This is a genomic window from Phytopseudomonas flavescens, from assembly GCF_900100535.1.
In the GTDB taxonomy this organism is placed as follows: Bacteria; Pseudomonadota; Gammaproteobacteria; order Pseudomonadales; family Pseudomonadaceae; genus Aquipseudomonas; species Aquipseudomonas flavescens.
In genome coordinates this window covers 112,910-139,346 of record NZ_FNDG01000002.1, presented here as the reverse complement: position 1 = coordinate 139,346, position 26,437 = coordinate 112,910, and the positions used below count along the sequence as shown (strand labels likewise).

At 62.1% G+C, this 26,437-nt stretch carries 22 protein-coding genes; 4 read left to right on the top strand and 18 right to left on the bottom strand.

What is annotated here, in order from left to right; genetic code table 11:
* Positions 1–4 precede the first annotated feature (4 nt).
* The 4 genes from BLR94_RS02745 to BLR94_RS02730 are packed head-to-tail and all read right to left on the bottom strand — an operon-like array spanning position 5 to position 3,278.
* Positions 5–988 (bottom strand): ABC transporter substrate-binding protein, encoded by a 984-nt coding sequence (locus tag BLR94_RS02745; protein WP_084303369.1) that lies wholly within the window; start codon positions 986–988, stop codon positions 5–7.
* A 37-nt stretch (positions 989–1,025) separates the two neighbouring features.
* Positions 1,026–1,790, bottom strand: coding sequence for an ABC transporter permease (locus BLR94_RS02740; RefSeq protein WP_084303370.1), 765 nt, complete (start codon positions 1,788–1,790; stop codon positions 1,026–1,028).
* 1 nt (position 1,791) lies between these two features.
* Positions 1,792–2,553, bottom strand: a complete 762-nt coding sequence (locus tag BLR94_RS02735) for an ABC transporter ATP-binding protein (RefSeq protein ID WP_084303371.1) — start codon at positions 2,551–2,553, stop codon at positions 1,792–1,794.
* Entirely contained in the window at positions 2,550–3,278 is a 729-nt protein-coding gene (locus BLR94_RS02730) for a GntR family transcriptional regulator (RefSeq protein WP_084303372.1), read from the bottom strand. Before BLR94_RS02730 ends, BLR94_RS02735 begins: the two co-directional genes overlap by 4 nt.
* Positions 3,279–4,075: 797 nt before the next feature.
* On the opposite strand from BLR94_RS02730, the gene BLR94_RS02725 reads away from it, so the two are divergent.
* On the top strand, positions 4,076–5,662 hold the full coding sequence (locus BLR94_RS02725) for an ABC-F family ATPase (protein WP_084303373.1): 1,587 nt from the start codon (positions 4,076–4,078) through the stop codon (positions 5,660–5,662).
* Between the two features lie 317 nt (positions 5,663–5,979).
* On the opposite strand, the gene htpG is transcribed toward BLR94_RS02725, so the two are convergent.
* Together htpG and BLR94_RS02715 are read right to left on the bottom strand one after the other, a co-directional pair.
* Positions 5,980–7,884, bottom strand: a complete 1,905-nt coding sequence (htpG, locus tag BLR94_RS02720; RefSeq protein ID WP_084303509.1) for a molecular chaperone HtpG — start codon at positions 7,882–7,884, stop codon at positions 5,980–5,982.
* A 92-nt stretch (positions 7,885–7,976) separates the two neighbouring features.
* Positions 7,977–9,221 carry an MFS transporter gene (locus BLR94_RS02715; protein ID WP_084303374.1) on the bottom strand — a complete coding sequence of 415 codons (1,245 nt, stop codon included), beginning with the start codon at positions 9,219–9,221 and terminating at the stop codon, positions 7,977–7,979.
* 266 nt (positions 9,222–9,487) lie between these two features.
* Here BLR94_RS02715 and BLR94_RS02710 point away from each other — a divergent pair, with 266 nt between their 5' ends.
* Positions 9,488–9,790 carry a hypothetical protein gene (locus tag BLR94_RS02710; RefSeq protein ID WP_084303375.1) on the top strand — a complete coding sequence of 101 codons (303 nt, stop codon included), beginning with the start codon at positions 9,488–9,490 and terminating at the stop codon, positions 9,788–9,790.
* A gap of 64 nt (positions 9,791–9,854) precedes the next feature.
* Here the strand turns inward: BLR94_RS02710 and BLR94_RS02705 are convergent, their stop codons facing one another.
* From BLR94_RS02705 to sdhC, 12 genes are all read right to left on the bottom strand, one after another.
* Complete coding sequence (locus tag BLR94_RS02705) at positions 9,855–10,247, bottom strand: MAPEG family protein (protein ID WP_084303376.1); 393 nt, start codon at positions 10,245–10,247, stop codon at positions 9,855–9,857.
* A complete protein-coding gene (locus BLR94_RS02700; RefSeq protein ID WP_084303377.1) occupies positions 10,244–10,978 on the bottom strand; it encodes a DUF599 domain-containing protein in 735 nt (244 codons plus the stop codon). The genes BLR94_RS02705 and BLR94_RS02700 overlap by 4 nt, the downstream gene beginning before the upstream one ends.
* 317 nt (positions 10,979–11,295) lie before the next feature.
* A complete protein-coding gene (gene brnQ / locus BLR94_RS02695; RefSeq protein ID WP_084303378.1) occupies positions 11,296–12,609 on the bottom strand; it encodes a branched-chain amino acid transport system II carrier protein in 1,314 nt (437 codons plus the stop codon).
* 275 nt (positions 12,610–12,884) lie between these two features.
* Positions 12,885–13,772 carry a succinate--CoA ligase subunit alpha gene (gene sucD, locus BLR94_RS02690; RefSeq protein WP_084303379.1) on the bottom strand — a complete coding sequence of 296 codons (888 nt, stop codon included), beginning with the start codon at positions 13,770–13,772 and terminating at the stop codon, positions 12,885–12,887.
* Positions 13,772–14,938, bottom strand: coding sequence for an ADP-forming succinate--CoA ligase subunit beta (gene sucC, locus BLR94_RS02685; protein WP_084303380.1), 1,167 nt, complete (start codon positions 14,936–14,938; stop codon positions 13,772–13,774). Before sucC ends, sucD begins: the two co-directional genes overlap by 1 nt.
* 200 nt (positions 14,939–15,138) lie before the next feature.
* The gene (lpdA, locus tag BLR94_RS02680; RefSeq protein WP_084303381.1) at positions 15,139–16,575 is read right to left on the bottom strand and encodes a dihydrolipoyl dehydrogenase; all 1,437 of its coding nucleotides are present in this window, start codon (positions 16,573–16,575) and stop codon (positions 15,139–15,141) included.
* 95 nt (positions 16,576–16,670) lie between these two features.
* Positions 16,671–17,900, bottom strand: a complete 1,230-nt coding sequence (odhB, locus tag BLR94_RS02675) for a 2-oxoglutarate dehydrogenase complex dihydrolipoyllysine-residue succinyltransferase (protein WP_084303382.1) — start codon at positions 17,898–17,900, stop codon at positions 16,671–16,673.
* A 69-nt stretch (positions 17,901–17,969) separates the two neighbouring features.
* A complete protein-coding gene (locus BLR94_RS02670; RefSeq protein WP_084303383.1) occupies positions 17,970–20,801 on the bottom strand; it encodes a 2-oxoglutarate dehydrogenase E1 component in 2,832 nt (943 codons plus the stop codon).
* Between the two features lie 248 nt (positions 20,802–21,049).
* Positions 21,050–21,769, bottom strand: coding sequence for a succinate dehydrogenase iron-sulfur subunit (locus tag BLR94_RS02665; protein ID WP_084303384.1), 720 nt, complete (start codon positions 21,767–21,769; stop codon positions 21,050–21,052).
* Positions 21,770–21,780: 11 nt separating this feature from the next.
* Positions 21,781–23,553, bottom strand: coding sequence for a succinate dehydrogenase flavoprotein subunit (gene sdhA / locus BLR94_RS02660; protein ID WP_084303385.1), 1,773 nt, complete (start codon positions 23,551–23,553; stop codon positions 21,781–21,783).
* A gap of 3 nt (positions 23,554–23,556) precedes the next feature.
* On the bottom strand, positions 23,557–23,925 hold the full coding sequence (gene sdhD, locus BLR94_RS02655) for a succinate dehydrogenase, hydrophobic membrane anchor protein (protein ID WP_084303386.1): 369 nt from the start codon (positions 23,923–23,925) through the stop codon (positions 23,557–23,559).
* Positions 23,919–24,293 (bottom strand): succinate dehydrogenase, cytochrome b556 subunit, encoded by a 375-nt coding sequence (sdhC, locus tag BLR94_RS02650; RefSeq protein WP_084303387.1) that lies wholly within the window; start codon positions 24,291–24,293, stop codon positions 23,919–23,921. Before sdhC ends, sdhD begins: the two co-directional genes overlap by 7 nt.
* Positions 24,294–24,657: 364 nt before the next feature.
* On the opposite strand from sdhC, the gene gltA reads away from it, so the two are divergent.
* Complete coding sequence (gene gltA / locus BLR94_RS02645) at positions 24,658–25,926, top strand: citrate synthase (protein WP_084303388.1); 1,269 nt, start codon at positions 24,658–24,660, stop codon at positions 25,924–25,926.
* Between the two features lie 117 nt (positions 25,927–26,043).
* Positions 26,044–26,436, top strand: coding sequence for a sulfurtransferase complex subunit TusD (tusD, locus tag BLR94_RS02640; RefSeq protein ID WP_084303389.1), 393 nt, complete (start codon positions 26,044–26,046; stop codon positions 26,434–26,436).
* The last annotated feature ends 1 nt before the right edge of the window (position 26,437 follow it).

The window sequence follows — 26,437 nt, the reverse complement described above, 5'->3', positions numbered from 1 at the left end:
GTGATTACTTGATGTGTTTGGCTTGGGTGTAGGGTTCGGTGGCGAACAGGTCGTCCTTGAGTTCGCCCTTGATCAGGCCGCCGTCGACGAATACCTGGTGCTGACGGCGCAGGGTCTCGATGTCCGCCGGCTCGAAGGCGATGCGGTTCATGGCATCCCACTGGCCGACGTACACGCGGGCATCCTGCTCGGGCAGGTTGGCGCTCTTGCGCAGGATGCGGACGACTTCATCCGGGTTCGCCTTGCCCCAGGCGAGCGTGTCGCGCAGGCCGGCGATGACCCGGGCGACAACCTCCGGCTTGTCGTCGACCAGCTTGGCGGCCACCGTGCCGACGCCGATATACGGCACCGCATCGGCGTGCGTGAGGGTCTTCCATTCCTCGGCGAAGCTGCCCAGGCGCTTGACCTTCAGCTCGTCTTCGAGCTGGGCGATGGTGACCGAACGCAGGGCCGCGCCATCCACCTGTTTCTGCGCCAGGAACTGCGCCAGACGCGACTCGTTACCGCCGACCAGGGAGAAGTCGTTGGTCTGGATGCCATGGTTGCCGGCCAGCACGGCGCCGGCGATCACCGCCACCGAAGAGCCTGCCGGCGACATGCCGATCTTCTTGCCCTTGAGCTCGGCCAGCGAGGTGATCGGCGAATCGGCCGGTACCACGAACTGCACGTCGGCCGGCTGGGTCACTGCGAAGATCCGGATCGGCACACCTTCGGCCGCCGTCGAGAACACCCCGGCCAGCGGTGCGCCGAACGCCAGGTCGATGGAGCCGGCTGCCAGTGCGCGGATCGGCGCATTGACGTCGGGGAAGTGCACGAATTCGGCGTCGATGCCGCGTTCGGCGAGGAAATCCTTGGATTCGAGCACCGAGCCGTAGCCCAGGCTCACACCGCTGGTCCAGTAACCGATACGGACCTTGTCCGCCGAATGGGCAGCAAAAGGCAGTACCGCGGTCGCGGCCAGGGCGGCGACGGCAATCAACTTACGCATGGATTGATCCTTGAGAGGTTAAGTAAACGAGGGTCAGCTAGGGGGTTTTCCAACGAAACAGCCGGCGTTCGAGGGGCTTGAGCACCCCCGCTTCAAGCGCCAACATCAGGGCGACCAGCAGCAGGGTCCAGGCGAACACCTGGTCGCTCTGCACCAGGTCCGCCGCCTGACGCAGGCGATAGCCGATGCCATCGGAAGCGCCGAGCGTCTCGGCCACCAGCGATACCCGCCAGCCGAAGCCGAACGCCAGGCGGGCACCGGAAAAGAAGTACGGCAGGATGCTCGGCAGCGAGATCTTCAGCAGGATCTGCAGCCGCGACAGGCGAAACGAGTGCGCCAGTTCCACGTATTGCCGCTCCACCGTCTTCGCCCCCTGCCAGACGTTGGTGAGGATCAGCGGCATGGCGGTCATGAACACCACGAACACCGTGGTGGCGTCGGAGATGCCGAACCAGATGATGGCGAAGATCGCCCAGATCGCCGACGACACGGTGTTGAACACCGACAGCACCGGCTCGAAGAAGCGCGCCAGTGCGGGGCTGCTGCCGAGCGCCAGGCCCAGCGGCGTGCCGACCAGCGTGGCCAGTGCGAAGCCGCTGAGCACCCGGCCGAGGGTGGCGCTCAGGTCATGCACGAAGGTGTCGCTGTGCAGCAGGTTGCCCAATGCCGTAAGGACCTTTTCCGGCCCGGGCAGCACGAACGATGGCAGGCGACCTGCGGCGTACCACCAGAGCAGGCCGACCACGGCGATCAGCGCGAAGCGTTGCAGGGCGAGACTGGAAAAGCGCTTGGCGGTCTCCATGTCAGACCTCCAGACGCAGGCGACGAACCTGTTCGTTGACGGCAGGCTCGGTGGGCACCCGTGGGCGCGGCAAGGCCATTGGATGGATGGCGCGAATGCGGCCCGGGCGTGGCTCCAGCACCACCACCCGGTCGGCCAGGACCACGGCCTCCTCGACATCATGGGTGACGAACAGCACCGTCATGCCGGTGAGCGCCTGCAGACGCAGTAGCTCGTCATGCATCTGGCTGCGGGTGTGCGGGTCGAGCTTGGAAAACGGTTCGTCCATCAGCAACACCTGGGGGTTCACCACCAGGCTGCGCGCCAGAGCGACCCGGCTGCGCATGCCGCCGGACAACTGATGCGGCCAGGATTTCGCGAAGGCCTCGAGGCCCACCAGGCGCAGCGCCTCGGCAACCCGCTGGGCACGCTCGGCCTTGCCGACGCCACTGCCCTCCAGCCCGAAGGCGACGTTGGCCTGCACGCTGCGCCAGGGCAGCAGGCGGTCCTCCTGGAACATGTAGGCGATGCGCCGCCAGTCGCTGAAAGCGCTCGCGGCCTCGCCAAACAGACTCAACCGGCCCCGATCCTGGGCGAGCAACCCGGAAACGATATTGAGCAAGGTGCTCTTGCCACACCCCGAAGTGCCCAGCAGCGCGACCACTTCGCCCTGCCCCACCTCGAAGGAGATATCGCGCAGCACCTCGAGAGCGTCGAAGCGCTTGCCGATACCCTGCAAGGTGATCGCCGACACCGCGAGATCCTGCTGCAGTGCGGCATTCATCGGGCGAACCTCGCCGCCAGCAACGGCAGCGATGCGCCGGCTTCGCTGAGGCTGGCATAGACCTTTTCCAGGGTCATGGCCTGGAAGGTTTCGATATGCCGGCGAGCGATCAGCTCGGCGCGCTTGCCGTCGCCCTCCTCGAACGCGGCGATCATGGCGTTGTGGTCGTGCTTGATCTCCGGCTTGGTGCCCTGAACGTTGAACCCCAGCGCCACCAGTCGCGTCATCTCGTCCATCAGGCCGGACAACGTACGCAACAGGCGCTCGTTGCCGGCGGCCCGGGCGATCTCCAGGTGAAACGCCTTGTTGGCGTCCATGAATACATCGATCTGATCAGGCAGGGAGACCGGATGGCGAACCCGGCAGGCCGCCTCCAGCTCCCGCAGGCGCTCGATGTCCACGCGCCCGACCGCCAGGCGCGCCGCCAGCGGCTCGAGCTGCACGCGCAGGGTGAAGACTTCCTCGACGTCCTTCACGGTGACCGGCGCTACCTGGTAACCCTTGCGCGGCAGCGAACGGACGAAGCCCTCGTGGGACAAACGCGTCAAGGCGATCCGACAACTGCTCTTGCCGATCGCGTACAGCTCCATCAGGCCGGGCTCGGTGATCAGCGCCCCCGGATTCAGGCGGCACGACAGGATGTCACGACGGATCCGCCCATAGGCGGCATCGCCCTGGTTGGCGGCATCCAGCGTACGATCGGCGGGGGCGATGGACAGAGACATTCGGCAGCCTTGGCAAAAACGGTGAGCAGCTCACAGAGAGGTTCTGCGATGCCTACGAATGGCCGTTAAGCTAGACCAGAACAGGCGGATTTCGAACGAATTTATTCCGCTAAACATAGAGGCTGCAGGAATAGACTAAGCAGCTCAAGAAAACTTTAATGCATAAAGACTCAAGTGCCATGCCGCCTGGGCCGGGCCTTTGGACGTTATTCGCCAGGCGTTTTCCCAAGCGCTGGCCAACGCCGCCGACACCAAGCCAGGTGCGTGGGAATCACCAAATCGAATGCAATTTCTACCGGGCGGGCGGCCTGCCAGCAACGCCTCTGCGGTCTTCGGCGAGCCCGACCACCATCGCTCCCGCTGCGCAACGCGCAGCACTGCCCTTGTCGGCTGTGCTGGCCGGCAAGTCCAGTCGAGGCGCTGGAGAAGCCAGGGCATACGCTGAGCGCCGCATCGTCGACATTGGCACACAGCGAACGCCCTGCTGCTTCCCTCGCAACCAGAACGCCTGGACGACCAACAGACGAGCGGCCTGCATCATCAGTGGCCCCGCACCTGAAAGCGCTGGGTATTCGCTACCGCCCTCCGTACAATGCGCGCCACACTTACGAAACCCTGTGCCTAATGGCAGGGATGGTTCCAGCCTTCATCGCCAGGCAGTTGTGCCACTGAGCACAGATCTTGCTGGATCGCCACGCCCGATGGATTGATGGCGAAGGCAACTGGGCAGCGTTGAGCGAACCAAGCACTGCCCCAAAAACAAACCCACCCCTTTGAAACATGCGAGATAGACAGCTTTGATTTCCACCGCAAATATCACCATGCAGTTCGGTGCCAAGCCGCTGTTCGAGAACGTGTCCGTCAAGTTCAACAACGGCAACCGCTACGGCCTGATCGGCGCCAATGGCTGCGGCAAGTCGACGTTCATGAAGATCCTCGGTGGCGACCTCGATCCCTCCGGTGGCCAGGTCATGCTCGAGCCGAACGTGCGTCTCGGCAAGCTGCGCCAGGATCAGTTCGCCTACGAGCAATTCAACGTGATCGACACGGTGATCATGGGCCACGAGGAGCTGTGGAAGGTCAAGGCCGAGCGTGACCGCATCTACTCGCTGCCGGAAATGAGCGAAGAAGACGGCATGAAGGTCGGCGAACTCGAAGGTGAGTTCGCCGAGATGGACGGCTATACCGCCGAATCCCGCGCCGGCGAGCTGCTGCTCGGCCTGGGCATTCCGTTGGAGCAGCATTTCGGCCCGATGAGCGAAGTCGCTCCCGGCTGGAAGCTGCGCGTGCTGCTGGCCCAGGCGCTGTTCTCGGACCCGGACGTGCTGCTGCTCGACGAACCGACCAACCACCTGGACATCAACACCATCCGCTGGCTGGAAACGATTCTGACGGCGCGTAACAGCACCATGATCATCATTTCCCACGACCGCCACTTCCTGAACGCGGTCTGCACCCACATGGCGGATCTCGATTACGGCGAGCTGCGCCTGTTCCCGGGCAACTACGACGAGTACATGACCGCGGCGACCCAGTCGCGCGAGCAGCTGCTGGCCGACAATGCCAAGAAGAAGGCGCAGATTTCCGAACTGCAGAACTTCGTCAGCCGCTTCTCCGCCAACGCCTCGAAAGCCAAGCAGGCCACCAGCCGTGCCAAGCAGATCGACAAGATCCAGCTGGCCGAGGTCAAACCGTCGAGCCGGGTCAGCCCGTTCATCCGCTTCGAGCAGACCAAGAAGCTGCATCGCCAGGCCGTGACCATCGAACAGATGTCCAAGGGCTTCGATGGCAAGCCGCTGTTCAAGAACTTCAGCTTCACCGTCGAAGCCGGCGAGCGCGTCGCGATCATCGGCCCCAACGGTATCGGCAAAACCACCCTGCTGCGCACCCTGGTCGGTGAGCTGAGCCCGGACGCCGGCGCGGTGAAGTGGACGGAAAGCGCCGAGGTGGGTTACTACGCCCAGGATCACGCCCACGACTTCGAGGACGACGTGAGCCTGTTCGACTGGATGGGTCAGTGGACCCAGGGCGAACAGGTCATCCGCGGCACACTGGGCCGCATGCTGTTCTCCAACGACGAGATCCTCAAGTCGGTGAAAGTGATCTCCGGGGGTGAGCAGGGCCGCATGCTGTTCGGCAAGCTGATCCTGCAGAAGCCCAACGTGCTGGTGATGGACGAACCGACCAACCACCTGGACATGGAATCCATCGAAGCGCTCAACCTGGCACTGGAAAACTACCCGGGCACGCTGATCTTCGTCAGCCACGACCGCGAGTTCGTCGGCTCCCTGGCCACGCGCATCATCGAGCTGTCGGACAACGGCGTCACCGACTTCAGCGGCACCTACGACGACTACCTGCGCAGCCAGGGCATCATCGTCTGATCGTCTGAACCGGCACGACCAGAAGCCCCGTCATCTCATGGATAGCGGGGCTTCTTTGTTTGATGATCGTGGATGCATATCGTCGCAGCGCAATCCGCTCCACATGGCGCGAGCGGTCCACAAAGCGCAGGGTGGATGACGCCTTATCCATCCACCACCCAGATACCGAACGGTGGACGGATAAGGCGCCGTCCACCCTACACAGCCTGTGATATCCGGGAAATGCTCCCACATGTAATGACGCTGGAACCAGGCTACGGACTCCAGATACAAAAACGCCGCTCGGATGAGCGGCGTTTTGCGTTGCGGCTAACGGATCAGGCAGAGAGCTCGACCAGCAGCTTGTTCAGGCGCTGCACGTAGGCGGCCGGGTCTTTCAAGCTGTCGCCTGCAGCCAGGGCGGCCTGGTCGAAGAGGATGTGCGACAGGTCGCCGAAACGGTCTTCGTCCGGCTCGGCATCCAGCTTCTCGATCAGCGGGTGGTTCGGGTTGAATTCGAAGATCGGCTTCGAATCCGGCACCTTTTGACCACTGGCCTCGAGAATCTGGCGCATCTGCAGACCCAGGTCCTGATCACCGATGGCCAGGATGGCTGGCGAATCGGTCAGGCGATGGGAGACGCGAACCTCCGCGACCTGCTCACCCAGCGCGCCTTTCAGACGCTCGACCAGACCTTCCTTGCTCTTGGCGACTTCTTCCTGGGCCTTCTTGTCCTCTTCCGAGTCCAGCGAGCCCAGATCCAGGTCGCCGCGGGCCACATCGATGAACGACTTGCCGTCGAATTCGGTGAGGTAGCTCATCAGCCACTCGTCGATACGGTCGGTGAGCAGCAGCACTTCGATGCCCTTCTTGCGGAAGACTTCCAGGTGCGGGCTGTTCTTGACCTGCGCGTAGGATTCGCCGGTGAGGAAGTAGATCTTGTCCTGGCCTTCCTTGAGACGGCCGATGTAATCGCCCAGGGAAACGCTCTGCTCACCCTCGCCTTCGGCAGTGGAGGCGAAGCGCAGCAGGCCGGCGATCTTCTCCTTGTTGGCGAAGTCTTCCGCCGGACCTTCCTTGAGGACCTGGCCGAAGTTCTTCCAGAACGCCTTGTATTGCTCGGGTTCGTTCTTGGCCAGCTTCTCCAGCATGTCCAGCACGCGCTTGGTCAGTGCCGACTTCATGGAGTCGATCACCGGGTCCTTCTGCAGGATCTCGCGGGAGACGTTCAGCGACAGGTCGTTGGAGTCGACCACACCCTTGATGAAGCGCAGGTACAGGGGCAGGAACTCGTCCGCCTGGTCCATGATGAACACGCGCTGCACATAGAGCTTCAAACCACGCGGTGCCTCACGCTGGTACAGGTCGAACGGCGCACGGCCGGGCACGTACAGCAGCGAGGTGTATTCCAGCTTGCCTTCGACCTTGTTGTGGCTCCAGCTCAGCGGATTGTCGTAGTCGTGGGAAACGTGTTTGTAGAATTCCTGGTACTGCTCGTCGGTGACCTCGGTGCGCGGACGCGTCCACAGCGCGCTGGCGCGGTTGACCACTTCCCACTCGGGTTCGGCCGGCTTGTCCTTGTCCTCGCCGTGGAACTCCTTGGGCAGTTCGATGGGCAGGCCGATATGGTCGGAGTATTTCTTGATGACGTTGCGCAGGCGCCAGCCGTCGGCGAACTCTTCTTCGCCGCTCTTGAGATGCAGGACGATGCGGGTACCGCGCTCGGCTTTCTCGACGGTGGCGATCTCGAAGTCACCCTCGCCCTTGGAGGCCCAGTGCACCCCTTCGCCCGCCGACAGACCGGCACGCCGGGTGAACACTTCGACCTTGTCGGCAACGATGAATGCCGAGTAGAAGCCCACGCCGAACTGACCGATCAGGCTGGAATCCTTCTTCTGGTCGCCGGAGAGGTTCTTCAGGAAGTCGGCGGTGCCGGACTTGGCGATGGTGCCGAGGTGGGCGATGGCCTCTTCACGGCTCATGCCGATGCCATTGTCGTCGAGAGTGACGGTCCTGGCGTCCTTGTCGAAGCTCACACGGATCTTCAGCTCGGCGCCGCCCTCGAGCAGCTCGGGCTTGGCCAGCGCCTCGAAACGCAGTTTGTCGACGGCGTCGGAGGCGTTGGAGATCAACTCGCGCAGGAAGATTTCCTTGTTGGAATACAGCGAGTGGATCATGAGGTGCAGCAGTTGCTTTACCTCGGTCTGGAAGCCCAGGGTTTCTTTTTGAGTTTCCACACTCATGGTCATCTAACTCCACATTGATGGCTAAGCCGCAGTACGGCGGATGCTCATCAGGTGGGGGCGGGCCGGGAAAACTTCAAGTCACCGTCGATTCACTCGTCGAGCAGCTCGATATCGACGACATCCGCCGGCGACAGCGCGAAGCGCGCTTCGCCCGAACCGTTGAGACGCTGGCGCAGGATGATCTGCCCCTGCTCGTCGAGACCGACGAATTGGCCCTGGGCGGCGCTGCCCTTGTCGCTGACCACCCGCATCGGCTGGTTGACGTAGCGCTGCGGCTCGCTGAGCAGGCGCACCAGGGAAAAGTCGCGGCGTGGATCCTGCGGGGGGTCGGGCTGGCGCGGCGCAGCAGGCTGAACCGCAGTAGCGGCAGGCTCCGGAGCGAGCGCAGCCGGCAATTCGGCGAAACGGTCATCATCCACGCGCCAGCCCGTCTCAGGGTGCTTGCTCAGGCTGACCGGCAAACGCTGTTCACGGCCATCGATGCGAACACTCACGTCGAGCATCAGGTTGCTGCCGGTCAAGCTGGCAGCCGGCAACGGCGAAAGTTGCACGTCGCGGGTGGTGAAACGGCGCTGCAGGTAGTCGGTGAGGATGTAGGCCAGGGTGTCGCGCGAATCGATGCGGCGATCCACCCTGCCCTGCTGATAACGCAGGCCGTTGCGAAACACCTCGACCTTGCCGCTCAAGGTAGTCTCGAACTGCGCTGGCAGCACCAGGTGGAACTCACCCACCAGGCGATTGGGTGCCTCGGGCTGCAGATCCAGATGCAGGGTATAGCCACCCTGGAGCTGACGTGCTTCGGGCAGATCCTGGTCGGGCAGCAGCCAGTTGAGCTCGATCTCGGGCAACGGCCCCTGGTCGCCCGGCAGCACATCCAGGCGCAGGCCATCTACCGCGGGCGGCAGGCCACGGATGATCAGCTCGCGACGGGCGAAGAAGTCCTGGCCCTCACGCAGGCTGAGCACACCGTCGGTCAGTTCGCCTTCCAGGGGCACGAACGGTTCACCGTTGAGCTGGCCGTACAACTGGGTATGCAATTCGCCAGGCGCAGGCTTCTCGGGCGTCAGCCACTCGAGGCCGATGATGGCCTCCAGGCGCTGAGGATCCTGACCTGCCATGACCGCCAGGCCAACCACCAGCGGGATCATGCCCAGCGCGCAGCAGACCAGCGCATGCCTGGCGCGCCGCCAGTGGCATACGATGAACAGCAGCGTCAGCGGCGGCAGCAGGCACGCCCAGCCCCACAGCAGGCTGGTGGCGAAACCGCGCATCACCAGCATTACCAGGCCGACGATAATCAGCAGCAGACCGCCGAGGATCAACAACGCGTCCATTCAGTTTCCTTGGGTCAGTTACCGGCATCGCTGCCGGATACACTCATTTTCCCGTGCCCCACGGGAAGGTGCATCACATTAGTCATCGAAATGTGCGCCCTGCCGCGACGAACCGGAAATTTCCATACCGCAACGAGCCCTGAATTGGTGCTTACAGCGGTGCGTGCGGTGCGTTATCGGGCATTGAGTGGAAAGGGAATGAACTTATATCCACTTTGAAGTCTCGAAAAACCGTAATGGTATTTACCCAAAGGAGAGACACCCCCATGCAAAAATCAGTCGCCTACGCCTTCATGCTGGCTGCCACGCTGGGCCTCGCGGCCTGTGACAAGCCATCCGAAAACAAAGCACAAGACGCTCAGGAAGCTCGCAGCGAGGCTCAGGAGTCGATGAACGACGCCGCCAAGGAGAGCAACCAAGCGGCCCAGAAAGAAGCCGAGGCCGCTCAGGAGCGTGCCGAAGAGCAGCAGGAAGAGGCTCAGACCCCTCCGGCCAACACTGCACCTGCAACGCCTGCGGCTCCAGCTGCACCCGCTGATCCGGCAGCGCCGGCTCAGAAACAGCAATAAGCTGTCGTCTTCACGTTACCCGCAGCCTGCTGCGGGTAACGCGCTTCTCCCCCCACGCCCCGCTTTATCGCAATGCTGGCGCCAGCATCAACAACAGCGTGCAGCCCATCCCGATTGCCCATACCAGACTGCGCTGCCAGTGCAGATCAGCCCAGTAGAAAACCAGATAGAACACCCGCGCGATCACGAAGATCACCGCCAGCCAGTCCACCAGCCAGCCGCTGCTCTGGGTGACATGGGCCATCAAGACTCCCACTGCAAACAGCGGAAACGCCTCGAAGCTGTTCTGATGCGCGGCCAGCGCACGTGCGCCGAATCCGCTCAAGCGTGCCTGCTGTGCTCGGGGATGATGGTTGTCGTAGCGCCCACCCTCCTCTTTCATCGCCTTGGCCAGCGGCGCCTTGGCCACGAAGATCAGCACGGCGCTGATGAATATGCACCAGAACGGAATACTCATTCGGTTTTCTCCTTGGCCGGCTCGAATGTCGGCGTTTGTGTGTACACCATCACTTCCAGCACATCGGAATGGAATTCGCGTCGATACAGCACCACCACGACACCAGCGGTCACGATCATGAAGAACCAGGGGTTGATGAACCACGCCAGGGTCGCCATGCCGAAATAGTAGGCGCGCAGCCCATAGTTGAACTGGTTGGCCGCCATCGAGATGACCCGCGCGGTTCGCTCGCCGAACGCCTTGCGCTCCTGCTCGGTGACATGCCGCTCACCGATCATCGGCGCCGAACCCACCAGTACCGCCGCGAAGTTGTATTGGCGCATGCACCAGCTGAACGTGAAGAAGGCATAGACGAAGACCACGCCCAGGCACAACAGCTTGGCTTCCGACATGCCACGGCTGGCGACCTGCACGAATGGCAGGTCGGCCAACAGCGATACCGCACGATCCGACGCACCGAGCACGGTAAGGATGCCGGCCAGGATGATCAGCGTGCTGGAAGCGAAGAACGACGCATTGCGCTCGAGGTTGCCGATCACGTTGGCGTCGGCGATGCGGTTGTCGCGCAACAGCATGCGCCGCATCCAGTCCTCGCGATAGAGGTGCAGGACGCTGGCCAGGCAGGGCGTGGTGCGGCCCTTCGCGTGGGCATAGCGGGTATAGCCGCCCCAGCAGATCACGAACCAGAGAACGGCCAGTAGATGCGGCAGATAGTCTTCGCTGATGGGCATGCAAGCTCCTTGTAAGGCTGGAGCGATTATAGCCAGGCGAGATAAGAAAAAGCCGCTCATTGCAGGCTTTGTGAAAACGTAGCGAGCGAAGGTCAGGCAAGGGCTAGGCGCCCCCGCAAACCGGCGAAACGCAGCGCAGTGGAGTAACAGCCGAGGCTGGCCCACAGGGCGAACCAAGTAAGTCAAAAGCGCAGTTTACGAGCTGTAAATGAGCATTTTTACTGGGCTGGCATCCCCGCCGGTTTTAACGCCGCATGAGCGAGCGCATTAGTTTTCACACAACCTGATACGAGCGGCTTTCGATCAACCGGATATGCTCAGGCCAGCACTTCCTGCGGCTTGCCACGCAGCCAGTCGTAACCACTGGCAAGGGCCAGCATGATGGCCGCCGGCAGCAACCAGGCCAGGCCCTGCTCGGCCAGTGGCAGTTTGACCATCCACTGCGGCAGGCTGCCGTCCAGGCCGGCGGTCTTCAGGCCATCGACGATACCGAACAGCGTCGCCACCAACATCACCGGCCCGACCACACGACCGGCCGAGTTCCACAGCCCCCAGCAGAAGCTCAGGGCGATCAGCACGATGCACGGCGGGTAGATGGCGGTGAGAACCGGCACGGATATCTGGATCAGCTTGGTCAGGCCCAGGTTGGATACCAGCAGCGAGAATGCAGCGAGGATCACCACCAGGCTGCGATAGGACAAGGGCACCAGACGGCTGAAGTACTCCGCACAGGCGCAGGTCAGGCCAACCGCCGTGACCAGGCAGGCCAGGGAGATCAGTACGGCCAGGAAACCGCTGCCCAACGCCCCGAAGGTGTGCTGAACGTAGGCATGCAGCACCGCCGCGCCATTGGTGGCGCCAGCCGCGATGGCATGGCTGCCCGCCCCCAGGCGGAACAGGCTGATGTACACCAGCGCCAGGCCGACCCCGGCAATCAGCCCGGCGATGATGGCGTAACGGGTGATCAGTTGCGGCGATTCGACGCCACGGGAGCGGATGGCATTGACGATGACGATGCCGAAGACCAGCGCACCCAGGGTATCCATGGTCAGGTAACCGTTGACGAAGCCCTGGGAAAATGGCGCGGCCTCATAGGCGCCAGTCGCAGGCCCTGCTTCGCCGGGTGCCAGCACGAAGGCCGTGCCGCCGAGAATCAGCAGGGCGAGGATCTTCATCGGGCCGAGCACGCGCCCAACGGTGTCCAGCAATCGCCCCGGGTACAGGGAGACGCCCAGCACGATCACGAAATACACCAGGCTGTAGATGAACAGGGCCAACGGGCTTTCGCCGGTCAACGGCGCCAGACCCACCTCGAAGGACACCGTGGCGGTTCGCGGCGTGGCGAACAGCGGGCCGACCGCCAGGTAGCAGACCGTACCCAGCAGCACACCGGCAGCCTTGCCGATCGGACTGCTCAGCGCGTCCATGGCACCACCGACCTTGGCCAAGGCGATCAGGGTGATCACCGGCAGACCGACTGCAGTGATCAAGAAGCCCAGCGCGGCCAGCCACACGTGGGGACCGGCCTGCATGCCGACGATGGGCGGGAAAATAATGTTGCCGGCCCCGACGAACAGGGCAAACGTCATGAAGCCCAGGGCGAGCACATCCTGGCTTTTCAGAAAAGTCATTTAAAGAAATACCACATCGCTAAATCGGAGTTGAGAGAGGGAATCCCGATGGATAGTGGGAAACGTCGTTCGCTCTCGTGGCGCGAACCTTGATTGCGGGCCCGTCTCGGGTAGAGACGAAACCTATTAGTTGCAAGGCTAATGATTTTGCCGCAACCGCCCTGCCCGTGCCAGCCCACCTGACCATTGGCTGTAAGCGGCTGTCGCCTGAACAACTTTTCCGGGCAAAAAAGAAGGCCACCCGAGGGTGGCCTTCTTCGATCAGATCAGATGGCTTACGCCTTCTTCACTTCCCAACCGGTCAGCTCGGCCAGGGCCTTGCCGATGTCAGCCAGGGAACGCACGGTTTTCACACCCGCGTCCTGCAGTGCAGCGAATTTCTCGTCTGCAGTGCCTTTGCCGCCGGAAATGATGGCGCCAGCATGGCCCATACGCTTGCCGGGAGGCGCGGTCACGCCAGCGATGTAGGAAACCACAGGCTTGGTGACGTTGGCCTTGATGTAGGCAGCCGCTTCTTCTTCAGCCGAACCGCCGATCTCGCCGATCATGACGATCGCTTCGGTCTTCGGGTCTTCCTGGAACAGCTTCAGGATGTCGATGAAGTTGGAGCCCGGGATCGGGTCACCACCGATGCCCACGCAGGTGGACTGGCCGAAGCCGGCGTCGGTGGTCTGCTTGACGGCTTCATAGGTCAGGGTGCCGGAACGCGACACGATGCCTACCTTGCCTGGCAGGTGGATGTGACCCGGCATGATGCCGATCTTGCACTCGCCCGGGGTGATAACGCCCGGGCAGTTAGGACCGATCAGGCGAACGCCCAGCTCGTCACACTTGACCTTGGCGTCGAGCATGTCGAGGGTCGGGATGCCTTCGGTGATGCACACGATCAGCTTGATGCCGCCAAAGGCAGCTTCCAGGATCGAGTCCTTGCAGAAAGGAGCCGGGACGTAGATGACCGACGCATCGGCGCCAGTGGCTTCCACGGCTTCTTTCACGGTGTTGAACACGGGCAGGTTCAGGTGGGTAGTACCGCCTTTGCCTGGGGTCACGCCGCCAACCATCTTGGTGCCGTAGGCGATGGCTTGTTCGGAGTGGAAGGTACCTTGCGAACCAGTGAAACCCTGGCAGATAACCTTGGTGTCTTTATTGATCAGGACGCTCATTACTTGCCCTCCGCAGCTTTGACGACTTGCTGAGCAGCGTCGGTCAGGCTGGTTGCCGCGATGATGTTCAGGCCGCTTTCGGCCAGGACTTTGGCACCCAGTTCAGCGTTGTTGCCTTCCAGACGGACGACAACCGGAACCTTGACGCCGACTTCCTTCACTGCACCGATGATGCCTTCGGCAATCATGTCGCAACGAACGATACCGCCGAAGATGTTCACCAGAACGGCAGCTACGTTGCTGTCGGACAGGATGATCTTGAAGGCTTCGGTCACGCGCTCTTTGGTAGCGCCGCCACCTACGTCGAGGAAGTTGGCTGGCTTGCCGCCGTGCAGGTTGACGATGTCCATGGTACCCATGGCCAGGCCGGCACCGTTGACCATGCAGCCGATGTTGCCTTCGAGCGCAACGTAGTTCAGTTCGAACTTGGCGGCATGGGCTTCACGGGCGTCGTCCTGCGACGGGTCGTGGAAAGTCTTCAGCTTCGGCTGGCGGTACATGGCGTTAGCGTCGATGTTGATCTTCGCGTCCAGGCAGTGCAGGTCGCCGTCTGCCTTGATGACCAGCGGGTTCACTTCCAGCAGCGCCAGGTCGTGATCCTTGAACAGCTTGGCCAGACCTACGAAGATCTTGGCGAACTGAGCGACTTGCTTGCCTTCCAGACCCAGCTGGAATGCCAGTTCGCGACCCTGGAACGGCTGAGCGCCGACCAACGGATCGATAGTGGCCTTGAGGATCTTCTCAGGCGTTTCGTGAGCGATCTTCTCGATGTCCACGCCACCTTCGGTGGACGCCATGAACACGATGCGACGGCTGGAGCGGTCGACTACCGCGCCCAGGTACAGCTCCTTGGCGATGTCGGTGCAGGACTCGACCAGGATCTTGGTGACAGGCTGACCATTGGCGTCAGTCTGGTAGGTCACCAGACGCTTGCCCAGCCAGTTGGCGGCGAAAGCCTTGGCGTCTTCCTTGCTCTTGACCAGTTTCACACCACCCGCTTTACCGCGGCCACCAGCGTGTACCTGAGCCTTGACGACCCACTCGGTACCACCGATCTTTTCGCAGGCCGCTGCGGCCTCTTCCGGGGTGTCTACGGCGAAGCCCTTGGATACGGGCAGGCCGTATTCAGCGAACAGCTGCTTACCCTGATACTCGTGAAGATTCATGCTTGTCTACCGTCTTCGTTTAGGTATTGCGCATCGGTGCTGCACTTGCGTGCCGCACCACCTGTGACCGCCTCGAGGCAGTCCGGCGCACATTCCGCGCATGGGCCTGAGCCCTGCGCGGGCAATACGCCGTGGTTCTGCTTCGCGAAAAATCGCCTGAACGACACCGGCCCGCAGGCCGGCACCGAACGAACGACTTCTTAGCGTTTCTTGCGGTTGGCGATGTGAATCGCGCCGCCGTTTACTGCGAGCGCTGCTTCGTGCAGGGCTTCGGACAGGGTCGGGTGCGAGAAGACCATCATGCCCAGGTCTTCGGCACTGGTGCCGAACTCCATGCCGATGGCGCCTTGCTGCACCAGCTCCGCGGCACTCGGACCGATCACGTGTACACCCAGTACGCGATCGGTATTGGCATCGGCGATGACCTTGACGAAACCACCGGTGTCATTGGCTGCCATGGCACGGCCGCTGGCGGCGAACGGGAAGGTGCCGACATTGACGGCGACGCCCTCGCCCTTCAGTTGCTGCTCGGTCTTGCCGACCCATGCAATTTCCGGGTGGGTGTAGATGACCGAAGGGATCAGGTCATAGTTCATCTGCGCCTTGTGACCTTTGATCCGCTCGGCAACCATCACGCCCTCTTCCGAGGCCTTGTGGGCCAGCATCATGCCGCGCACCACGTCACCGATGGCGTATACGCCCGGCACGCTGGTGGCGCACTGGTCGTCGACGAAGATGTAGCCACGCTCGTCCAGGTCCACGCCGCTGTCCGAAGCCAGCAGATCGGTGGTAACCGGGCGACGGCCGACGGCCACGATCAGTTTGTCGAAAACGATCTTCTGCTCGCCTGCGGAATCGGTGTAGTTGACGGTGACCTGTTTCTTCTTGACTTCGGAACCGGTCACGCGAGCGCCCAGTTTGATGTCCAACCCCTGCTTGGTGAGGGTCTTCAGCGCTTCCTTGGCAACCGCTTCGTCAGCGGCCGGCAAGAACTTGTCCAGCGCTTCCAGCACAGTCACTTCAGCGCCCAGACGGGCCCACACCGAGCCCAGCTCCAGACCGATGACGCCAGCGCCGATGACGCCCAGCTTCTTCGGTACCGATTGGAATTCCAGCGCACCGGTGGAATCGACGATGACGTCCTGATCGACCGGAGCCGGCGGGATGTCGATCGGGCGCGAGCCGGAGGCCAGGATCACGTTGTCCGCCTCGACCACGGAGGTCTTGCCGTCCTTGTCGGTGACTTCGACTTTCTTGCCGGCCAGCAGCTTGCCATGGCCTTCCAGCAGGGTGACGCCGTTTGCCTTGAACAGGCCGGCCACGCCGCCGGTCAGGTTCTTGATGATGGTGTTCTTGCGACCGACCATGGCCGGTACGTCGATGCTCACGCCCTTGGCGCTGATGCCATGGGCGGCGAAGCCTTCGTGGGCTTCGTGGTATTTCCAGGAGCTGTCCAGCAGCGCCTTGGACGGGATACAACCGACGTTCAGGCAGGTACCACCGAGAGCGATCTTGCCGTCCTTGTCCTGGTATTTCTCGATGCACGCGGTTTTCAGGCCGAGTTGTGCAGCCTTGATGGCGGCCACGTAGCCGCCAGGGCCGGCACCGATGACTACCACGTCGAATTTCTGGCTCATAAAAGATTCCTTTTCAGCGTCAAGCTTCAAGCCTCAAGCTGCAAAACGCAGCGCTTCTACTCGAAGCGCGGCGCTTGCAGCTCAAGGCTGGTGTATTAGATGTCCAGCAGCAGACGAGCTGGGTCTTCCAGCAGGTTCTTGATGGTCACCAGGAAAGTCACGGCTTCTTTGCCGTCGATCAGGCGGTGATCATAGGACAGTGCCAGGTACATCATCGGGCGAATCACCACCTGGCCGTTCACCGCAACCGGGCGCTGGATGATGTTGTGCATGCCGAGGATCGCGGCCTGCGGCGGGTTGACGATCGGCGTCGACATCATCGAACCGAAGGTACCACCGTTGGTGATGGTGAAGGTGCCGCCCGTCATCTCTTCGATGGACAGCTTGCCGTCACGGGCTTTCTTGCCGTAGGCGGCGATACCAGCCTCGATGTCGGCCAGCCCCATCAGTTCGGCGTTGCGCAACACCGGCACGACCAGACCACGGTCGCTGGAAACGGCTACGCCGATGTCCTGGTAGCCATGGTAGACGATGTCGTTGCCATCGATCGAGGCATTGACTGCCGGCAGACGCTTCAGCGCCTCGGTGGCCGCCTTGACGAAGAAGGACATGAAGCCCAGGCGCGTGCCGTTGTGGGCTTTCTCGAACTGGTCCTTGTACTTCGAACGCAGTGCCATGATCTCGGACATGTCGACTTCGTTGAAGGTGGTCAGCATGGCCATGTTCGACTGTGCCTCGACCAGGCGACGGGCGACGGTGGCCCGTACGCGGGTCATCGGCACGCGCTTCTCGGTGCGATCGCCGGCAGCGGCGACCACCGGAGCTGCAGCAGCGGCGGGCTTGGCAGCAGGCGCGGCAGCCGGAGCGTTCTTCTTGGCGGAGGCGGCGGCAACCACGTCTTCCTTGGTCACGCGACCGCCCTTGCCGGAACCGCTGATGCTGTTCGGGTCGATGCCATTTTCCTCGGCCAGCTTGCGAGCGGCCGGCGAAAGGATCTGGTCATCGCCAGCGGCTGCGGCGGCAGGGGCTGCGGCCTGAGCCGGGGCGGCTGCGGCTTGTGCCGGGGCAGCGGCCGGAGCGGCGGCGCCGCCTTCGGTCAGTGTGCCCAGCACTTCGTTGCTCAGCACGGTATCGCCTTCGTTCTTGACGATGTCGGCGACAACGCCATCGGCCTCGGCCAGTACTTCGATCACGACCTTGTCGGTTTCGATGTCGACGATCAGCTCATCGCGCTTGACCGCTTCGCCCGGCTTCTTGTGCCAGGTGGCCACGGTGCCGTCGGCGACCGATTCGGGGAATGTAGGGGCTTTGATCTCGATAGCCATTGTGTCTTGTTCCTTAAATTCGGTTTGTTCGAGGAAGCGGCCTCGGCGGCCGCTTGCATCGCGATGGCGTTAAACGGTGAAAGCATCCTGCAGCAGTTTTTCCTGCTGTTCGGCGTGCAGCGAAGCGTAGCCACAAGCCGGAGCTGCCGAAGCATCACGCCCCGCATACTCGAGCACCAGGGATTTCTTGTGCGCCGTGGCAACACGACGCATGTGGTGCTGGCTGCAATACCAGGCGCCCTGGTTCATCGGCTCTTCCTGGCACCAGACGACATGCTTGAGGTTCTTGTAGCTGGCGAACACCTCGTTCATATCGTCTTCCGGGAACGGATACAGCTGCTCGATACGCACGATGGCGATATCGTCGCGGCCTTCGGCACGGCGCTTCTCCAGCAGGTCGTAGTAGACCTTGCCGCTGCACAGCACCAGACGCTCGACCTTCTTCGGGTCCAGCGCATCGATTTCCGGGATGACGGTCTGGAACGAACCTTCGGCCAGGTCTTCCAGGGTCGATACGGCCAGTTTGTGGCGCAGCAGCGACTTGGGCGTCAACACCACCAGCGGCTTGCGCAACGGCCGGATGACCTGACGACGCAACAGGTGGTAGATCTGTGCCGGCGTGGTTGGCACCGCCACCTGGATGTTGTGCTCGGCGCACAGTTGCAGATAGCGCTCCAGGCGTGCCGAAGAGTGCTCCGGGCCCTGCCCTTCGTAACCGTGCGGCAACAGCATGGTCAGGCCGCACAGGCGACCCCACTTGGTTTCGCCGCTGGAAATGAACTGGTCGAACACCACCTGGGCACCGTTGGCGAAGTCGCCGAACTGGGCTTCCCAGATCACCAGGGCGTTCGGCGTGGTAGTGGCGTAGCCGTACTCGAATGCCAGCACCGCTTCTTCCGACAGGAACGAGTCGTACAGGTCGAAGCGCGGCTGACCTTCGTAGAGGTTCTGCAGGGGCAGATAGGTGCTGCCGTCCTTCTGGTTGTGCAGCGCCGCATGGCGATGCGAGAAGGTACCGCGGCCCACGTCCTGGCCAGTGATACGGATCGGATGGCCCTCGACGAGCAGCGTCGCGTAGGCCATGGTTTCGGCGTAGCCCCAGTTCAGCGGCAAGCCGCCGGCGCCCATCTTCTGGCGATCTTCGTAGATCTTGGTGACCTGACGCTGGACCACGAAGCCATCCGGGGTTTCCAACAGCTTGTTGGACAGCTCCTGCAGGGTCTTCAGGTCGAAACGGGTGTCGTGACGCGCGGTCCAGGTGTGGCCCAGGTACGGGCGCCAGTCGACGAACAGTTCCTTGTTCGGCTCCTTGACCAGGCTCTTGACCACGTGCTGACCGTTGTCCAGCGCGGTGCGGTACTCGTCGACAGGCGCCTGAACGGCTTCGGCCGACAGGCGTCCGGCGTTGGTCAGCGCCTCTGCATACAGCTCACGGGTGGTGCGCTGCTTGGCGATCTGCTGGTACATCAGCGGTTGGGTGCCACTCGGCTCGTCGGCCTCGTTGTGGCCGCGGCGACGGTAGCAGACCAGGTCGATGACCACGTCACGCTTGTACTGCATGCGGTAGTCGACCGCCAGCTGGGTGACGAACAGTACCGCTTCCGGATCATCGCCATTCACATGGAAGATCGGCGCCTGGATCATCTTGGCGACGTCGGTGGCATACTCGGTGGAACGCGCGTCGTCGGCACGGTTGGTGGTGAAACCCACCTGGTTGTTGATGACGATGTGGATGGTGCCGCCCGTCTTGTAGGCACGGGTCTGCGACATCTGGAAGGTTTCCATGACCACGCCCTGACCGGCGAATGCCGCGTCACCGTGCAGGGAAATTGGCAGGACCTTGTCGCCCGCCACGTCACTGCGGCGATCCTGGCGGGCGCGCACCGAACCCTCGACCACCGGGGAAACGATTTCCAGGTGGGACGGGTTGAACGCCAGCGCCAGGTGCACTTCGCCACCCGAGGTCATCACGTTGGAGGAGAAGCCCTGGTGATACTTGACGTCACCGGAGCTCAGGCCTTCGACCTTCTTGCCCTCGAACTCGTCGAACAGGTCGCGCGGGTTCTTGCCGAAGGTGTTGACCAGCACGTTAAGACGGCCCCGGTGGGCCATGCCGATGACGATTTCCTTGGTGCCATAGGAGCCGCTGCGCTGGATGATTTCGTCGAGCAACGGGATCAGGCTCTCGCCGCCTTCCAGACCGAAGCGCTTGGTGCCCGGGTATTTGGTACCCAGGTATTTTTCCAGGCCTTCGGCCGCCGTCAGGCGCTCGAGCAGGTGGCTTTGTGCCTCTGCGGAGATCTGAGGGCGGCCACGCACGCTTTCCAGACGCTGCTGGAACCAGCTGCGTTGCTCGGAATCGGTGATGTGGGTGAACTCGGAGCCGATGGTGCGACAATATGTCTGCTGCAAAGCGTCGCGGATTTCCCGCAAAGTAGCTTCTTCTTTGCCGATTGCCAGACCACCCGTGCGGAAGGTGGTATCCAGATCCGCGTCGGTAAGGCTGTAATGGCTGATCGACAGATCAGCAGGAACAGGGCGCTGCCACAGCCCCAGCGGATCGAGCTGAGCCGCTTGATGGCCACGCATGCGGAATGCCTGAATCAACCGCAACACTTCGACCTGCTTCTTCTCGTGCTCGCTGCTCACGGTACCGGCCGATGCCGGCTGAGCGCGACGCTGGTTTTTGGCCAGCAACACGAAATGATCACGAATCGTCGAGTGCGATACGTCATTGGCGGTACTGCCCTCAGACGGCAACTTATCGAAATAAGTGCGCCACTCTTCCGGCACGGCGTTGGGATCGTGCAGGTAGAGCTCATAGAGCTCTTCCACGTAGGCAGCGTTACCACCGGATAGGTGGGCACTGTCCCACATGCGCTGCATCACGCTTTCTTGCATGCTTGGTCACCCTCGGTAAGGGGACACCACCGGCGAGGACGCCATCCGGCTTTCGAAGTCATGTAGCAGCGACTTCGACAAAGCCACCAAGAATCCCGCAGGTAGTCCGGGCACCAGCCCGGATGCCCCTGCTGGTCGTCATATTTCGTATAAGGACATCGGCGGCTAGGCCGACGCCCTGGCGATACTGCAACACCGACATGACGTCGGTGCGGCAGGCGTTGCGGGTCAAGCTAAAGAGCGATGGATCAGGTGCCGCTCTGCAGCAGCATGTTGCGTACGTGACCGATAGCCTTGGTCGGGTTCAACCCTTTGGGGCAGACGTTCACGCAGTTCATGATGCCGCGGCAGCGGAATACACTGAATGGATCATCCAAAGACGCCAATCGTTCCGCGGTCTTGGTGTCGCGGCTGTCGGCCAGGAAGCGATAGGCTTGCAACAACGCGGCCGGGCCCAGGAATTTGTCCGGGTTCCACCAGAACGACGGGCAGCTGGTCGAGCAGCAGGCGCACAGGATGCACTCGTACAGGCCATCCAGCTTCTCGCGTTCGTGCGGCGACTGCAGGCGCTCGATGGCCGGCGCCGGCGTGTCGTTCTGCAGGAACGGCTGCACCTTCTCGTACTGCTTGTAGAAGATGCTCATGTCGACGACCAGGTCACGGATGACCGGCAGGCCGGGCAGCGGACGAATGACCAGCTTGTTGCCCTTGACGACGGTAGAAATCGGCGTGATGCAGGCCAGGCCGTTCTTGCCACTGATGTTCATGCCGTCGGAACCGCACACACCCTCACGGCAGGAGCGACGGTAGGAGAAGCCCTCGTCCTGCTCCTTGATCAGGGCCAGCACGTCGAGCACCATCAGATCCTTGCCGTCGATCTCGATGTCGAAGTCCTGCATGAAGGGCGCCTTGTCCGTTTCCGGATTGTAGCGATAAACGCTGACTTTCAAGCTTTTGCCAAGAGACATGGTAGCCACCCTCAATAAGTACGAACTTTGGGTTCAAATGCCGGAACCGTCTTCGGCGAGAAGTTGACGTCACGCTTCGTCACACGTTTCTCCCCCGGGAAGTACAGGCTATGGCACAACCAGTTGGTGTCGTCACGATCCTCGTAATCTTCACGGGCATGGGCGCCGCGAGATTCGGTACGGGTATCGGCGGCGACAGCAGTGGCCTCGGCGACTTCCAGCAGGTTCTGCAGCTCCAGCGCTTCGATGCGCGCGGTATTGAAGGCCTGGCTCTTGTCAGCGATGCGGACGCTGGCGATGCGCTCGCGCAGGTCAGCCAACTGAGCGATGCCCTTCTTCATGTATTCGCCGGTACGGAATACACCGAAGTAGTTCTGCATGCACTGCTGCAGTTCCTTGCGCAGCGGCGCGACCTCTTCACCCGTGCTGCGCTCGTTGACACCGGACAGGCGCCCCAGCGACTGCTCGATGTCGGTCTCGCTGGCACCACGAACTTCCACGCCTTCTTTCAGGGCTTTTTCCAGGTGCAGGCCAGCGGCACGACCGAATACCACCAGATCGAGCAGCGAGTTGCCGCCCAGGCGGTTGGCGCCGTGCACCGATACGCAGGCCACTTCGCCCACGGCGAACAGACCTTCGATGATTCGGTCGACACCATTGGCATCCTGGGTAATGGCCTGGCCATGGATGTTGGTGGCCACGCCGCCCATCATGTAGTGGCAGGTCGGGATGACCGGAACGGGCGCGACGACCGGGTCGACGTGGGCGAATGTCTTGGACAGTTCGCAGATGCCGGGCAGGCGGCTGTGCAGCACTTCCTCACCGAGGTGATCGAGCTTCAGCAGTACGTGATCCTTGTCAGGGCCACAACCGTTACCGGCGATGACTTCCTTGACCATGGAACGGGCCACCACGTCACGACCTGCCAGGTCCTTGGCGTTGGGCGCATAACGCTCCATGAAACGCTCGCCGTGGGCGTTGATCAGGTAACCGCCCTCACCCCGGCAGCCTTCGGTAACCAGCACACCGGCGCCGGCGATACCGGTCGGGTGGAACTGCCACATTTCGATGTCCTGCACCGGCACGCCGGCACGCAGCGCCATGCCTACGCCGTCACCGGTGTTGATCAGGGCGTTGGTGGTGGAGGCATAGATACGTCCAGCACCGCCAGTGGCCAGAACCACGGCCTTGGAGCGGATGTAGACGGTCTCGCCGGTTTCGATGCAGATGGCGATGACGCCGACGATGGCGCCGTCCTGGTTCTTGACCAGATCCACTGCGTACCACTCGTTGAGGAACGAGGTGCCGGCCTTCAGGTTGGCCTGGTACAGGGTGTGCAGCAGCGCGTGGCCGGTACGGTCGGCAGCGGCGCAGGTACGGGCGGCCTGAGTCGGGTTGTCCGGGCCTTTGGACTGGCCACCGAACGGGCGCTGATAGATGCGGCCCTGCTCGGTACGGGAGAATGGCAGGCCCATGTGCTCGAGTTCGAACACGGCCTCCGGGCCGACGGAACACATGTATTCGATCGCGTCCTGGTCACCGATGTAGTCGGAGCCCTTGACGGTGTCGTACATGTGCCAGCGCCAGTCGTCGTTCGGGTCGTTCGAAGCGATGGCGCAGGTGATGCCGCCCTGAGCGGAGACGGTATGGGAACGGGTCGGGAAGACCTTGGTGACCACGGCGGTCTTGTGGCCACCCTGCGCCAACTGCAGTGCGGCGCGCATGCCGGCACCGCCACCACCCACGATGATGGCGTCATAGGAAAGAGTACGAATGCTAGTCATGAATCAGAAACCCCAAAGAATCTGCACGCCCCAGACGAAGAACACGAACATGGCGATGCCACACGCGGCCTGGAACAGAAAACGCACAACGGTGGCCCACTTGCCCAGCGCCGTTGGCGTCAGGTAGTCCGTGGAGATCGTCCACATGCCGACCCAGGCGTGGATACCCAGCGCGACGAGGGTCAGCATGCTGAAGATGCGCATTGCATTATTGGAGAACAGGCCATGCCACTGGGCATAGCCCATGCCTGGATTCAGGACGATGTAGCCGAGCAGAAACAGGACATAAGCCGCGAGAACGACCGCAGAAACGCGCTGCGCCATCCAGTCATAGAGGCCCGAACGCGAGAAATTCGTGACATTGGTTACCATATCCACACCCCCAGCAGCACGATCACGATCGCCGATACGACGAGAACGATTTTGGAACCCCGTTTGCCGCCTTCCAGCGTCTCACCGACTCCAGCATCCATGATCAAGTGGCGTACACCGGCCACCAGGTGGTACAGCAGAGCGGACAGAAGTCCCCAGATCACGAACTTGGCCAGCGGGCTGGTCAAGCATTCTTTCACCTGAGCGAAGCCCTCTTCCGAAGACAGCGATTTGTCGAGCCCGAACAGCAGCACGGCAATGCCGAGGAAAAGGATCACGCCGGATATACGGTGAAGAATGGACGTGTAAGCAGTGACTGGGAGTTTTATCGTCCGAAGGTCTAAGTTTACAGGTCGTTGGCTATTCACGGCTTTATTATCACACTGAGAGCCCCAGCTATCAGGGCTGAGTTGTCGGGAAGCGCACTGGTCAGGTACCCATCACCCAAGGAGTGACAACCACCAGAATCCGGGCGGTAAGGCCCTTGGCAGTCGGGCGCAGAGTATAGACAGTTAGGTCGCTAATGACAACGCGGTTACCTCGACCTTCTACCGATTGCGTCAACCCCGGAAATGGCGTAAAAGGCCGCGCCCTTTTGTCGCAGGCACCCTACTCAAACCCTTCTATTGCGTGGGTTTTCGCAAATTGACTTTCAGATTCATCACACTATAGTGATGCGGGCCCTGCGTGGGGGGCCGACTGATGATTCCAAGCATAACTAGGAGGCCAAACATGGCTGACAAAAAAGCGCAGTTGATCATCGAGGGCGCAGCCCCCGTCGAGCTGCCCGTTTTATCCGGCACCGTTGGCCCTGATGTGATCGACGTGCGAAGCCTGACTGCCACGGGCAACTTCACTTTCGACCCCGGTTTCATGTCGACCGCCTCGTGCGAGTCGAAGATCACCTACATCGATGGTGACAAGGGCGTCCTGCTGCACCGCGGCTACCCCATCGAGCAACTGGCCGAAAAAGCCGACTACCTGGACACCTGCTACCTGCTGCTCAACGGCGAACTGCCCGACGAAGAACAGAAGGCCGGCTTCGTCGACACCATCAAGAACCACACCATGGTGCACGAGCAACTGAAGACCTTCTTCAACGGCTTTCGCCGCGACGCCCATCCGATGGCCGTCATGTGCGGCGTGGTCGGCGCCCTCTCCGCCTTCTACCACGACTCCCTGGACATCAAGAACCCGCAGCATCGCGACATTTCCGCGAAGCGCCTGATCGCCAAGATGCCGACCATCGCCGCCATGGTGTACAAGTACTCCAAGGGCGAGCCGATGATGTACCCGCGCAACGACCTGAGCTACGCGGAAAACTTCCTGCACATGATGTTCAACACACCGTGCGAGACCAAGCCGATCAGCCCGGTGCTGGCCAAGGCGATGGACCGGATCTTCATCCTCCATGCCGATCACGAGCAGAACGCCTCCACCTCCACCGTTCGCCTTGCCGGTTCCTCGGGCGCCAACCCGTTCGCCTGTATCGCTGCCGGTATCGCTGCGCTCTGGGGCCCGGCCCACGGCGGCGCCAACGAAGCCGTTCTGGCCATGCTGGACGAGATCGGCGACGTATCGAACATCGACACCTTCATCGCCAAGGCCAAGGACAAGGACGATCCGTTCAAGCTCATGGGCTTCGGCCATCGCGTCTACAAGAACTTCGACCCACGCGCCCAGGTCATGAAGCAGACCTGCGACGAAGTACTGGCCGAGCTGGGCATCAATGACCCGCAGCTGGAACTGGCGATGAAGCTCGACGAAATCGCCCGTAACGATCCTTACTTCAAGGAACGCAACCTGTACCCGAACGTCGACTTCTACTCGGGCATCATCCTCAAGGCCATCGGCATTCCTACCAGCATGTTCACCGTGATCTTCGCCCTCGCGCGTACCGTCGGCTGGATCTCGCACTGGAAGGAAATGCTCTCCAGCCCTTACAAGATCGGTCGCCCGCGCCAGTTGTACACCGGCCCGACCCAGCGCGACATCAAGTAACGCGCGCACCAGCCACCGCAGGTCAGAAGGCCCATGTCCACGGATATGGGCTTTTTCATTTCTACCCTGGTCAATCAGGCCTTATCATGGCGCCCTGATCACGCAACCGGGCCATTCATGAAATTCGCCATTGCCCTGTTTTCGCCCCCTGCGGCACCCTCCTCCCGCCGCGCCCTGCGTTTCGCCGAAGCGGTGATGCAAGGCGGTCACGAAATCGTGCGCCTGTTCTTCTATGCCGAGGGCGTGCACAGCGCCTCGGGCAATGTCGTCAGCCCCCAGGATGAAACCGATGTCGCCCGCCAGTGGCGCGAGTTCGTCGCCACCCGGCAACTCGACGGCGTGGTGTGCATCGCCGCCGCCCTGCGCCGTGGCGTGCTCGATGAGCAGGAGGCGCGCCGCTACGAACGCCAGGCTGCCAATCTGCCGGCCCCCTGGGTGCTCTCCGGCCTCGGTCAGTTGCACGAGGCAGCGCAGCAGGCCGACCGGCTGATCTGCTTCGGAGGCGACTGAG

Coding starts and splice junctions, on each gene's coding strand:
- BLR94_RS02665 (WP_084303384.1), bottom strand. CDS start 21,769: ATGTCTCTTGGCAAAAGCTTGAAAGTCAGCGTTTATCGCTACAATCCG.
- BLR94_RS02715 (WP_084303374.1), bottom strand. CDS start 9,221: ATGGACGCGTTGTTGATCCTCGGCGGTCTGCTGCTGATTATCGTCGGC.
- BLR94_RS02700 (WP_084303377.1), bottom strand. CDS start 10,978: ATGCCCATCAGCGAAGACTATCTGCCGCATCTACTGGCCGTTCTCTGG.
- sucD (WP_084303379.1), bottom strand. CDS start 13,772: ATGAGCGTCCTGATCAATAAAGACACCAAGGTTATCTGCCAGGGTTTC.
- gltA (WP_084303388.1), top strand. CDS start 24,658: ATGGCTGACAAAAAAGCGCAGTTGATCATCGAGGGCGCAGCCCCCGTC.
- lpdA (WP_084303381.1), bottom strand. CDS start 16,575: ATGAGCCAGAAATTCGACGTGGTAGTCATCGGTGCCGGCCCTGGCGGC.
- htpG (WP_084303509.1), bottom strand. CDS start 7,884: ATGAGTGTGGAAACTCAAAAAGAAACCCTGGGCTTCCAGACCGAGGTA.
- BLR94_RS02740 (WP_084303370.1), bottom strand. CDS start 1,790: ATGGAGACCGCCAAGCGCTTTTCCAGTCTCGCCCTGCAACGCTTCGCG.
- BLR94_RS02710 (WP_084303375.1), top strand. CDS start 9,488: ATGCAAAAATCAGTCGCCTACGCCTTCATGCTGGCTGCCACGCTGGGC.
- BLR94_RS02735 (WP_084303371.1), bottom strand. CDS start 2,553: ATGAATGCCGCACTGCAGCAGGATCTCGCGGTGTCGGCGATCACCTTG.
- sdhD (WP_084303386.1), bottom strand. CDS start 23,925: ATGGTAACCAATGTCACGAATTTCTCGCGTTCGGGCCTCTATGACTGG.
- brnQ (WP_084303378.1), bottom strand. CDS start 12,609: ATGACTTTTCTGAAAAGCCAGGATGTGCTCGCCCTGGGCTTCATGACG.
- BLR94_RS02730 (WP_084303372.1), bottom strand. CDS start 3,278: ATGTCTCTGTCCATCGCCCCCGCCGATCGTACGCTGGATGCCGCCAAC.
- BLR94_RS02705 (WP_084303376.1), bottom strand. CDS start 10,247: ATGAGTATTCCGTTCTGGTGCATATTCATCAGCGCCGTGCTGATCTTC.
- tusD (WP_084303389.1), top strand. CDS start 26,044: ATGAAATTCGCCATTGCCCTGTTTTCGCCCCCTGCGGCACCCTCCTCC.
- BLR94_RS02670 (WP_084303383.1), bottom strand. CDS start 20,801: ATGCAAGAAAGCGTGATGCAGCGCATGTGGGACAGTGCCCACCTATCC.
- BLR94_RS02745 (WP_084303369.1), bottom strand. CDS start 988: ATGCGTAAGTTGATTGCCGTCGCCGCCCTGGCCGCGACCGCGGTACTG.
- odhB (WP_084303382.1), bottom strand. CDS start 17,900: ATGGCTATCGAGATCAAAGCCCCTACATTCCCCGAATCGGTCGCCGAC.
- sucC (WP_084303380.1), bottom strand. CDS start 14,938: ATGAATCTTCACGAGTATCAGGGTAAGCAGCTGTTCGCTGAATACGGC.
- sdhA (WP_084303385.1), bottom strand. CDS start 23,553: ATGACTAGCATTCGTACTCTTTCCTATGACGCCATCATCGTGGGTGGT.